The 11,160-nt window shown below is 32.7% G+C and carries 11 protein-coding genes; 3 read left to right on the plus strand and 8 right to left on the minus strand.

Features of this window, described 5'->3' with window-relative positions; genetic code table 11:
* Positions 1-14: 14 nt before the first annotated feature.
* Positions 15-413 carry a VOC family protein gene (locus Q0856_RS15315; protein ID WP_298506418.1) on the minus strand — a complete coding sequence of 133 codons (399 nt, stop codon included), beginning with the start codon at positions 411-413 and terminating at the stop codon, positions 15-17.
* 134 nt (positions 414-547) lie between these two features.
* On the opposite strand from Q0856_RS15315, the gene Q0856_RS15320 reads away from it, so the two are divergent.
* On the plus strand, positions 548-1,405 hold the full coding sequence (locus Q0856_RS15320) for an AraC family transcriptional regulator (protein WP_298506421.1): 858 nt from the start codon (positions 548-550) through the stop codon (positions 1,403-1,405).
* A 10-nt stretch (positions 1,406-1,415) separates the two neighbouring features.
* On the opposite strand, the gene kynU is transcribed toward Q0856_RS15320, so the two are convergent.
* Positions 1,416-2,687 (minus strand): kynureninase, encoded by a 1,272-nt coding sequence (kynU, locus tag Q0856_RS15325; protein ID WP_298506424.1) that lies wholly within the window; start codon positions 2,685-2,687, stop codon positions 1,416-1,418.
* Positions 2,688-2,831: 144 nt separating this feature from the next.
* Here kynU and Q0856_RS15330 point away from each other — a divergent pair, with 144 nt between their 5' ends.
* Positions 2,832-3,473: an O-methyltransferase gene (locus tag Q0856_RS15330; RefSeq protein ID WP_298506427.1), complete on the plus strand. Its 642-nt coding sequence runs from the start codon at positions 2,832-2,834 to the stop codon at positions 3,471-3,473.
* Here Q0856_RS15330 and Q0856_RS15335 read toward each other — a convergent pair.
* The 6 genes from Q0856_RS15335 to Q0856_RS15360 all read right to left on the minus strand — a co-directional run bounded on the left by Q0856_RS15335 (position 3,439) and on the right by Q0856_RS15360 (position 8,819).
* On the minus strand, positions 3,439-4,011 hold the full coding sequence (locus Q0856_RS15335; RefSeq protein ID WP_298506430.1) for a phosphatase PAP2 family protein: 573 nt from the start codon (positions 4,009-4,011) through the stop codon (positions 3,439-3,441). The genes Q0856_RS15330 and Q0856_RS15335 overlap by 35 nt on opposite strands.
* A 5-nt stretch (positions 4,012-4,016) precedes the next feature.
* Positions 4,017-4,298, minus strand: a complete 282-nt coding sequence (locus Q0856_RS15340; protein ID WP_298481314.1) for a twin-arginine translocase TatA/TatE family subunit — start codon at positions 4,296-4,298, stop codon at positions 4,017-4,019.
* A gap of 82 nt (positions 4,299-4,380) precedes the next feature.
* Complete coding sequence (locus Q0856_RS15345; RefSeq protein ID WP_298506432.1) at positions 4,381-6,687, minus strand: M1 family metallopeptidase; 2,307 nt, start codon at positions 6,685-6,687, stop codon at positions 4,381-4,383.
* A 60-nt stretch (positions 6,688-6,747) separates the two neighbouring features.
* Positions 6,748-7,254, minus strand: a complete 507-nt coding sequence (locus tag Q0856_RS15350) for a DUF6702 family protein (RefSeq protein ID WP_298506435.1) — start codon at positions 7,252-7,254, stop codon at positions 6,748-6,750.
* Between the two features lie 52 nt (positions 7,255-7,306).
* Positions 7,307-8,086, minus strand: coding sequence for a carboxypeptidase-like regulatory domain-containing protein (locus Q0856_RS15355; RefSeq protein ID WP_298506437.1), 780 nt, complete (start codon positions 8,084-8,086; stop codon positions 7,307-7,309).
* On the minus strand, positions 8,073-8,819 hold the full coding sequence (locus Q0856_RS15360) for a carboxypeptidase-like regulatory domain-containing protein (RefSeq protein ID WP_298481307.1): 747 nt from the start codon (positions 8,817-8,819) through the stop codon (positions 8,073-8,075). Before Q0856_RS15360 ends, Q0856_RS15355 begins: the two co-directional genes overlap by 14 nt.
* Before the next feature lie 328 nt (positions 8,820-9,147).
* On the opposite strand from Q0856_RS15360, the gene Q0856_RS15365 reads away from it, so the two are divergent.
* Positions 9,148-11,160, plus strand: a 2,013-nt coding sequence (locus Q0856_RS15365; RefSeq protein WP_298506440.1) for a hypothetical protein, incomplete at its 3' end; no start/stop codon positions are given.

The following is an 11,160-nucleotide window of genomic DNA, read 5'->3' on the forward strand; positions in this document are numbered from 1 at the left end:
AAAAAAATTCAACCCTAGTACTTTGTGGTTACCTCCAATCGATTATTGTCGGGGTCTAATGTTACAAACTCGTAATAACCATCCCCTGTTTTTCTCGGGCCACTTATTACACGGTAACCAGCTTTTAGTAACTCCTCACATTTGTCTGTAACTTTTGCCATAGTATCTACTCCAAAAGCCAAATGAATAATACCTAAATATTCTTCTTTTATAGTATCATTCTTATTGTCCGGAACGGAATTTTTATACATAATTTCTAACCTCGCTCCTGATTCGAACGATAAAAAATAACTTTGAAAACCCGTTTTTTCATTTATATATTTTTCACTAGGTGTTGCTTGAAAAAACTTAATATAATAAGCTGCTAAACCCTCTAAATTTTTAGTCCAAATAGCAATATGTTCTATAATCATAAATTAATATTTCAAAGGTTCTCTAACAAAATAAAACAATTTAACTTCTGTTTTCTTGTATAATCTATACACATCCTAAGACAATCTATTCTTTGATTTAAAAAAATCATATATTTATATGGTAATTTTATCTTATGAAACCTGTTTTTGAAAATATCGATGTAAATCATAATTCATCTTTAAAGATTGCATCTTACAACCATAGTTCTACTAATGAAACTGCCCATTGGCATATTCATCCGGAATATGAAATTGTATTTATTAAAAACGGAAAAGGATCTTTAAAGATTGGTACTAAATCTTTTAGCTACCTCAACGGATTATTAATATTTTTGAAAGGAAATATTCCTCATACTGATTTTGGAAATAACGATTTTGAGGATAATTTTGAAGTTGTTATCCAGTTTAAAAAAGAGTTTATAAGCAAAAAACTAACCACTTTTCCCGAGCTTCAGGAAATTGAAAAATTTATAGATAAGGGTCATCATGTACTTCTTTTTAGTGAAGATTTTAAAGATTCGGTAGCTAGTTTATTCGAGAAAATAAGAAAAGATAGCGAATCTCAAAAATTAATTACTACATTATCTATTTTAGAAAAAATAGCAAATACTAAAGCATATTCTGTTGCTATAAAAGGGAATGAGTTTTTAAGTCAATCTGTAACTGACAGTAAACGTTTAGAACAAGTTTTTGAATATGTTAACACAAACTACAAAAACACTATTACTATTAGTCATTTAGCCGAGCATGTTGGTCTTACTTCTAATTCTTTTTGTAGATTTTTTAAAAAAATGACAAATCAGACTTTTGTATACTTTCTAAATGACTATAGAATAAATAAAGCTTCTGAAATAATTCGTTTTGAGAACAAAAACCTAACAGAAATTATGTTTGAATGTGGTTTTCAAGACCAATCCTATTTTTGTAAAGTCTTTAAAAAACACCAAGGATTAACTCCTTCCGATTTCGCTAAATCTTTTTATACTAAATAATACTATTACATTACGTTAATTCTTGGATCCCCTTTTTTAATATCTGACCAAAATTAAAAACATCTTCAAAAGAACAATATAGTGGTGCTGGCGCAACACGAATTACATTTGGTTCTCTCCAATCCAATATCACCCCATTTTTCATTAAATAATTAAACAACGGTTTTCCTTGCCCATGTAACAAAACAGAAAGTTGCGTTCCCCTATCTTTAGGGGTTATAACCTCAAAAGAACTGGTAACTTCTTTATCTATTTCCGTTAAAACATACTCCAAATAAGCTACTATTCGATTTCTTTTTTTTACAATTTCTGGCATTCCTACCGCAGCAAATAATTGCAACGAAGCTAAGTAAGGAGCCACAGACAATACTGGAGGGTTACTCAACTGCCAAGCATCTGCATTTTCCATAGGCTCAAACTCTGATTTCATAAGAAAACGAGTTTCTTTTTTGGTTCCCCACCACCCTTCAAAACGTGGAATATTTGGATTATTTAAATGCTTTTCGTTAATAAAAATACCTGATGCATTACCTGGACCACTATTCATATATTTATAACTACACCAAGCCGCAAAATCTACATCCCAATTATGTAATTGCATTTCTATATTGCCAGCAGCATGGGCCAAATCCCAACCAACACTTGCACCGACAGCTTTTCCTGCTTTGGTTATCTTATTCATATCAAAAACTTGTCCGTTATAATAATTAACACCCCCTATTAAGACTAGTGCTAACGCATCTCCTACTTCATTTATCTTCTCTATAATATCTTCTGTTCTCCAAAAATGTTCCCCTTCTCTTTTTTTTACCTCTACTATAGCATCTTCCGTCTTAAAACCATGAAATTTAACTTGACTTTGCAACATATATTGATCGGACGGAAAAGCTTTTTCTTCACATATAATTTTATAACGCTTTGGTGTTGGTGTGTAAAAAGAAACCAACAAAAGATGAAGATTTACTGTTAGAGTATTCATTACGGAAACTTCATTCACTTTTGCACCAACAATACTTGCAAGCGGTTCTGCTAAACGCTCGTGATAATCCCACCAAGGTTTTTCTGCATAAAAATGCCCCTCTACAGCTAGAGACGCCCAATCTTGCATTACATCATCTACATAACTCTTGGTTTTTTTTGGTTGCAACCCTAAAGAATTTCCGCATAGATAAATACTCTTTTTTCCATTAATTACAGGAAAATGAAACTCGTGGTGATACTGGTTTAAAGTATCTTCTTTATCTAGTTGTTGTGCAAATTGTAATGTATTTTGAAAATCCATCGCTATGTTTTGTTCAAAAATACAACTTCGGAAAAGATATTTTTAATCTAATTAGTACTACTCTTTAAAATAATTATAAATGAAATAAACCTTAAGCATCCCAAATTCTTATTCCTAAATATATATTTTTGTTAAAAAGTTAGAATGCATTTTTTATCACCTTTATTAGAAACTTACATTAAAGATAATTCAGAAGAAGAACCAGAATTATTACAAAAACTAACTAGAGAAACACATTTAAAAGTTATACAACCCAGAATGATTACTGGGCATTTTCAAGGTAGGGTCTTAAGCATGCTATCCAAAATAATCTTCCCAGAAAATATCTTAGAAATTGGTACGTATACCGGGTATTCTGCTTTATGCTTAGCCGAAGGACTTCCTAAGAATGGGCAATTACATACTATTGAAATTAATGACGAATTAGAAGAAATGCAACGTCGTTATTTTACAGAGAGTGGCTTAGGCAAACAGATTACACAGCATATTGGTAATGCTTTAGAAATTATCCCTAGTTTAGATATAATATTCGATTTGGTTTTTATAGATGCAAAAAAAACAGATTACCCTGCCTATTTTGAGGCTGTATTAAAAAAAACAAAACCTGGCAGTGTTATTTTAACGGATAATGTTCTATGGTCTGGTAAAGTAGTAGAACCTTTAGACCCTAAAGACAAGGCTACCAAAATATTAATAGATTTTAATAAACAAATTAAAGAAGACTCTAGAGTAGAAACTGTTTTATTACCTATTAGGGATGGCTTAACTTTAAGTAGGGTGCTATAATTTTAATATATGCCCTAAAAAATAGAAGAGCACATAGTATTCCTACCAAAGAACCTACCAATATATCTAAAGGATAATGTACGCCAACATAAATCCTACTATAAGCAAATAGTAAAGGCCAAAGGTAAAATAACCAAGGCCATCTAAATCTATTTTTAAGAAATAAAAAAAGTAAAGTCGTAATCGAAAAGGAACTAGAAGAGTGACCAGAAAAGAAACTATAACTGCTTGGCCTTTTTAAAATTCGTATGTAATGGTTAATTTCCTCATTATTATTTGGCCTTAACCTTTGTACTATTTCTTTAATAAAATCTGTAAACCCAGTTATAAAAAAGGTTAAAATAAGTACGGTTAATAGAACGGCGATGGCTTCTTTTTTGGGATATTTAAAAAGAATAATTATAAAAAATAAGATAAAAATAGGAGTCCAATTTAAAATGGTAGTTACTGTAACCCAAAACAAATCATAATCGGGAGAACCTAGACTATTTAGATATACAAATAAACTCTGGTCCCATTGCAGCAGTTCATCTAACATTATAGTTACTTTCTTTTAATTGTACCAGTAACTTCATTTACATTTTTCTTTACCGTATCTATTTCTTTTTTAATATCATCGGTAAAGCTGGTATCTATCCCTTGCTTATCGGCACTATTTTTTATTTCCCTTTTAATATCATCGGTTGCATCTCTTAATTGACGCATTCCTTTTCCTAGACCCTTAGCAATACCCGGTACCTTATCTGCACCAAATACCATTACCACTATAAACATGATAAAAAATATCTCGGCACCACTTATAAATAAAAAATGTAATTTAAGCATGTAGCAAATATAATAAAGTTTATATAGCAATATAAAAAAAGCCCTGCTATTAACAGGGCTTTATATATGGTATAATAAGTAATTACCCTTTTACTTTCCTTTTAAACTTGTCAAAATCTGATTTTTCCTCTTTTTTAGGCCATGCATTATTGCTTGTATCAATATCTGCCGTTTCTAATTTTGGATCTACCACTACACTTTTAAGTTCACTTATAGAAGAAATAACCAATTTTACTTCTTGATCATTCTTTCTCCAAATTTCTGGCGGGTATGTTATGTTTTTTGTAGTTCCATCTGCATAGGTATATTCCACTATTAATGGCATTGGTATACCCCCTGGCTTATTAAATGCAATTTCGTAAAAATATTTAGGCTCTTTAACTGCTGCTCTTTCTTCTGCAGTCAAATTATCCATCATAAACTCTTTTAATGTTTTAGAGTTTTCAGTGGGTGCTTTACCTTTTAAATTAGCATCAAAGTCTTCACTATCCTCATCTGCCAAATATACTAATGGTGGTAAATCTGCTTCGGTAAGATTACGAGCTGCCATATATTCTTGCATTTTTTTACTCGGTTTATCACTTACATAGTATTTCTTAATTCCTTTTACTCCTATATCTACATAATCCGTTGTATAGAACCATCCTCTCCAATACCAATCTAAATCTACAGCAGAAGCATCTTCCATTGTTCTAAAGAAATCCTCCGGTGTAGGGTGCTTAAATTTCCATCTTTCTGAGTACGTCTTAAAAGCGTGATCAAAGAGTTCTCTTCCCATTACCGTTTCTCTAAGTATATTCAATGCTGTAGCCGGTTTTCCGTAAGCATTGGGTCCTAATTGGTATACATTTTCTGGATTACTCATTATTGGAGCTATCGTACTTTGATCACCACTCATATAAGGAACTATTTTTGCAGGAGCTCCTCTTCTAGAAGGGTAAGCTTTATTTGGAGCTATAGCTTCCGGAAATTTTTCTCCAAATTCTTGCTCGGCCATGTATTGTAAAAAAGTATCTAAACCTTCATCCATCCATCCCCACTGACGCTCATCAGAATTTACAATCATCGGAAAAAAGTTATGCCCAACTTCATGGATAATTACACTAATCATTCCGTATTTAACTCTATCCGAATATGTTCCGTCTTCGTTTGGCCTACCGTAATTCCAGCAAATCATGGGATACTCCATACCCTGATTTTTAGCATGTACAGAAATAGCTTTAGGGTAAGGATAATTTGTTGAATGCTCAGAATAAGACTTTAAAGTATGCGCAACTGCCTTGGTAGAATATTCTCCCCAAAGCGGGTTTCCTTCTTTTGGATATAACGAAACCGCCATTATATTTTTTCCACCAACCTTAACGGCTTGCATATCCCATATAAACTTACGAGAAGTAGCAAAACCATAATCTCGAACATTTTTAGCTTTAAATTTCCAAGTCTTTGTTTTCTCAGATTTTATTTTTTCTGCAGCTTCTGCTTCTGCTTGGGTTACAATAAGAACTGGTTTGTCATAAGACTTTTTTGCTCTTTCATAACGATTCATCATTTCTTTGGAGAAAACTTCTTTTCTATTTTGAAGAGTTCCTGTTGCATCCAAAATATGATCCGCTGGAACCGTAATATTTACTTCATAATCTCCGAAAGTTAAAGCAAACTCTCCGCTACCCCAAAATTGGTGATTCTGCCATCCCTCTACATCGCTATATACCGCCATTCTTGGGAAAAACTGAGCAATAACATATGCTCTGTTATCATCTTTCGCAAAATATTCGAACCCAGAACGAGCTCTATTTACGGTATGGTCTGGAATATTATAATTCCATTTAATAGAAAACGACATCTGGGCCTTACTTTTTAAAGGCTGCGGGATATTTATACGCATCATCGTTTGGTTAATGGTATAAGACAATGCTTTACCAGAGGCGTCTTTTACGTAATCTATATTAAAACCACCATCAAAAGGTTCTCCTAAATATTTTCCTGCAAAAGTTCCTGGTTGTTCTGCCAAAGGAACTCCTCCTCCATTTCTTAATGGAGATTTAGAGTCTTTTGCTCTTACGTTTTGATCTAACTGTACCCATAAATATTCTAAATCGTCAGGAGAGTTGTTATAATAAGTAATAGTTTCTTCACCATATATTATAGCCTTTTTATCATCTAAGGTGATATCCATTTTATAATCTGCCTGCTGTTGGTAGTAATTTGGCCCAGGAGCTCCTGATGCTGAACGATAGGAATTTGGAGTAGCAAACTCCTCATACAATTGTTTAAATTTATTCTGGTTTGTATGCCCAGATTCTCTTTCTTTAGTTTGTGTTTCTTGCGCAAAACCAACTGCGACAAGTAAAAAAAGTAAAGAAGCAAAGTAATACTTCATCTTATTCATGTTATTTTTAATTTTAAGTCGCTGTAAAATACTTCATTTTTAAGAAAATGTTAATACTTGCTAAAAGTTTAACATTCCTTTATTATTTTCTTTAATTAAGATCACGCTCTTTTTTTGTCCTTTTATCTTAAAATGTATTATATTTTGCTGGTCGTTATACATATCTATCAATACTTCGTTTTGTATTTCAATAGTGTTTAATTCCTCTTCTTTAACATTGGTAACTTCCAGATAACAGACCATTAAATCATCTTCATACTTCTTTCCTAGAAAGTTATATTTTATATCTTCTCCATTAATCCTGAGGATAAATTTAGTTTTAAAGTATTTTTCTAAATATTCATTAGCTATTACTGACTCGTTTTCTGAACCAAATTCAGCTTTTACCCCATAGCGTTCTTCTAAAACAGCATTTATATCATCTATAAAAACCCTTGATGTTACCTGTATAGCTTTATCCTTTTGAGAATACGTAATATTGGTTACACTTATATAATACTTATGTGTTGTACTAAAAGCCAATAAAGGCAATACTAGTACTAAAATTATTTTCCTAAAAATCTTCATAGTATATTTTTTTCGTAAACAAAAATGCAAGGGCTATGCCAAAAATATAGATTTATTTTATGGCATTATTCGTTCTATATAGCGTACTTTTTTTTCGTAGATATTCCCATATTTTTAAGTGATCATGAGAATCTACAATGGTTTGAAAAGTAGTATCTATCTCACAGAAATACATAAAATCTTCAATCTTTGCTATGGGTATTTTTAAATCTTTAATAAAAAGGGAATCTACATAAAACGCTCTTACTCTCTGGGTACGCTCGTATTTTTTATTTCGTTTTATTCTATTTTTTAGCATCTTTGTTCGTCCAGAAATACCATTAATAATAGGGTTTAAAGGAATACCCCTACCAGTAGTAGCCTCAAATAATTTTCGTTCTGCTTTAGAAATTGGTTTTACATAAGCATTAGGCAATCCTAAAGTAGATGCTGTAACTACCGGTTCTGTTTCTAAGGTATTTAAATCTTTAGAAATATCTCCAGATAAATTATAAGGTGTTACCACCACTTCATCCAATTCTGTTAATGCATCTTCCATCGGAATTTTCAATAATAGACTTTGTAACATATCTGTACTTACTACAATTTCTTTCTTTTTAAATTGTACTGCAGAAAATATTAAGGTATCCTGTACCTTAGCTCTTATAACAAAATAACCATGTACATCGGTTATTGTAGCTCTCTTTGTTGTTTTGTTTTGTACATGCGTAGCTGCAACATCGCCACTTTTACTTACTATGCGTCCTTCTAGTTCTTTGGAAAAAGGGTTCTGCGCTTTTACCCAAGAAGATAAACATAATAATACGACAAAAAGTAATTTATTTTTTTGCATTAATTTCTTCAAGAAATGTTTTGCTATGGTTAACTAAAGCATCTATCAACTGAAATTCATTTTCTTTTTTTAGTAATTTTTTCGCTGGCATACGAGCATCACAATAGAATAAAAATTCATTTATTTTATCTTGGGGTAGTTTTAAATCCGATACAAAGAATTGGTCATCATACACCTGTCTAAGGACTTGGCTCACTTTTAATTTAGGAACATTTTCCGTTTCTTTCTTATCCGATGATTTAAACATGGCTCTGAATATATTTACAAAATTCAGTCCGTCTTGCATCCCTTTCACCTCACGAGCCATTGCAACATTTTCTACTTCAGTAGAACGGTCAATTTCATATTCTATCTCCTTAAATTTTTCGTTTTTCATAGCTAAAAAACGTTCCTGATCTTCTGGTGTAACAACCACCTCTTCTAACTCAGTTACTTTTTCTTTAACTTCAACAACTAATCTATTCTTTTTTAGAATCTCCGCTGTAATCGTAACCACCATTAACTGGTAATTTACCGCTGTAAAAACTAACTCATCTCCCGCTTTTACTAAAATAGAAAACTCTCCATTATCATTTGTAATTGTTGCTCTTTCCGAGGTAGAATTTATAACATTCTCGTTTGCAACACTTATATCCCTGTATAAAACCTTTCCTCTTAAAATAGTGCGACTATCCTCTTGCGAAACAGAAACTGCAACTACAAGAAAAGCTAAAATGGTTAGAAAATTCTTCATGGTTATTCGTTATTTATATTAAAAAGAAACTTTAGAATCAAAGTATAGAGTAACTAATATAGTCCCTTATATGCTTATAAAAGATAAAGAAAATACATGTTCCCGGTTAAAAAAAACTAGAGCATCTAAACTTTTGTTAATTCGTAAGCCGTATATCTATTAAAATAACATTTTTCTACAAGTTAGGGTATTAGGAAACCGTTTATCGAAAATCTTATTCCGTTTAACTTAATGCCGCCATATTTTTATCATTAATATTAGGTAAGTAGTAAGATAATTTTATTTTTGCTAGTCCAGCTATATTTAATAGCTTACAAATGAGAACCTTATGAAATTACCGGTATTAACTTTGCTTTTTGGTCTTTGTTTTTGCTTTACTTCTTATTGTCAGATAAAAATTGGAGATAATCCGCAAACTATAGACGCATCTTCTGTTTTAGAACTAGAGAGTACTTCGCATGTCTTGGTAATTACAAGAGTTACTACCGCAGAAATGGATGCTATAACACCAAGACCTGGCGGTATGGTTTACAATACGGATACAGAATGCGTACATTATTATAATGGTGTTGAATGGGTAAGTTTATGTGATGATACTGGAGCTTTAACCAATTTAACCACAGACCCTATTGTTAATCCTTTTAGAACTATTATTATTACTCCAGATGGCGATACCAATCACATAGAAGTTGGTGTTATTGACGGGAATCAAATCCAAGAAGGGACTATTAGTGGTGAAAATATTAATCCAGGATCAATCACAGCAAATGAGCTTGCTCAAAACTCCGTTACTTCTTTCCAAATAGATGATCGTTCTTTACTACCGGAAGATTTTGCAGACGATAATCCTAACCAAGTATTTAGTACTGATATTAATGGTATTCCAAATTGGGTAGATGCCAATAGTTTAACAGGCGCTAATGCAGATGGCACCACAATAATTGGGGATGGCAATAGCACACCTCTAGCAGTATCTGGAACTGTTATTGCAGATATTCTTGCCAATACAACAGCTAATGCTAACGATACGGATGGGGATGAAAATAATGAAATACAAACTTTAAGTATATCAGGAAATACTATTTCCCTAACTAATGGAGGAACTGTTACTTTACCAGCTGCAACGGTTAATACAGATGAACAACAACTTAGCATTTCTGGTACCACTATATCCTTAACTAACGGAGGGGATATTGATTTACCCGATGGAACCGTGGATACGGATGAGCAAAACATAACCGGTGGTGCTATTGTTGGCAATAATTTAAGAATTGATATTGAAAATGGAAACTCCGGATTAATTGATATTTCTTCACTTAATTCAGGAGGAACAGCAGATGGAGTAATTTCTAATGTTATTCTTAATAATAGCAACCTAAATTTTACAGGTACTGGAGGAGGTTTTAATGGAACTGTAGACCTTTCTGGACTTGGAGGAGGTACTAATCCCGAATTTAATCCCGCAACAATTGGAGGGACTGGTACTATTACTAACCCTTACACAATAGCTCCTAATGCAATTACAGCTGCAGAAATTTTTAATGGGTCCATTTTATCAGAAGATATTCTAGATGGTACTATTACAGGTAACGATATTTCTAATGGAAGTGTTACTCCTGTAAAAATACAACCATCTTTAACTCTTGGACAATATTTACGTACGGACCCAGTAACTGGGATTGTTTTTTGGGATAATTTACCTACTGGAACAGCTGGAACAGTTACTACCGATGGTATTACTATTTCTGGTGATGGGTCTTCTACAGTATTGCAAGTAATAGATGGATCTATTTCTCCTGTGAAAATACAACCTGCTCCTGCAACTATTACCGAAAACCAAATGCTTATTACAGACTTTACTAATGGCACAGTTACTTGGGCAAATATTCCTACTGGTGGTAATGTTACTTCCGATACAACTCTTGATGGAGATGGAAATACAACACCACTTAGTATTGCCGATGATGCCATTACACTACCAAAATTACAAGACGGTACTGCTCCTGGGCAATTATTACAATGGAATGGAACAGATTGGGAATTTATTACTGAAGCTGATATTTCTGCAACTGTAACAGAAGTTGACGGTATTATTGGCAATGAAATTTCACAAGTTGCTGATGCTACTTTACTATTAACTGGCACTGGGACTGTTGGAGACCCTTTAACTGTGGATGTTGCCGATAACGGTATCACCACAAATGAAATTGCTGATAACGCTATTACACTACCAAAATTACAAGATGGTACTACTCCTGGACAACTATTACAATGGAATGGAACAGATTGGGAATTTATTACTGAAGCTGATATTTCTGCAACTGTAACAGAAGTTGACGGT

Source organism: uncultured Maribacter sp. (assembly GCF_947496775.1).
Lineage (GTDB): Bacteria > Bacteroidota > Bacteroidia > Flavobacteriales > Flavobacteriaceae > Maribacter_B.

Coding starts and splice junctions, on each gene's coding strand:
- Q0856_RS15340 (WP_298481314.1), bottom strand. CDS start 4,298: ATGCTTAAATTACATTTTTTATTTATAAGTGGTGCCGAGATATTTTTT.
- Q0856_RS15355 (WP_298506437.1), bottom strand. CDS start 8,086: ATGCAAAAAAATAAATTACTTTTTGTCGTATTATTATGTTTATCTTCT.
- Q0856_RS15345 (WP_298506432.1), bottom strand. CDS start 6,687: ATGAATAAGATGAAGTATTACTTTGCTTCTTTACTTTTTTTACTTGTC.
- Q0856_RS15335 (WP_298506430.1), bottom strand. CDS start 4,011: ATGTTAGATGAACTGCTGCAATGGGACCAGAGTTTATTTGTATATCTA.
- Q0856_RS15330 (WP_298506427.1), top strand. CDS start 2,832: ATGCATTTTTTATCACCTTTATTAGAAACTTACATTAAAGATAATTCA.
- Q0856_RS15360 (WP_298481307.1), bottom strand. CDS start 8,819: ATGAAGAATTTTCTAACCATTTTAGCTTTTCTTGTAGTTGCAGTTTCT.
- Q0856_RS15350 (WP_298506435.1), bottom strand. CDS start 7,254: ATGAAGATTTTTAGGAAAATAATTTTAGTACTAGTATTGCCTTTATTG.
- Q0856_RS15315 (WP_298506418.1), bottom strand. CDS start 413: ATGATTATAGAACATATTGCTATTTGGACTAAAAATTTAGAGGGTTTA.
- kynU (WP_298506424.1), bottom strand. CDS start 2,687: ATGGATTTTCAAAATACATTACAATTTGCACAACAACTAGATAAAGAA.
- Q0856_RS15320 (WP_298506421.1), top strand. CDS start 548: ATGAAACCTGTTTTTGAAAATATCGATGTAAATCATAATTCATCTTTA.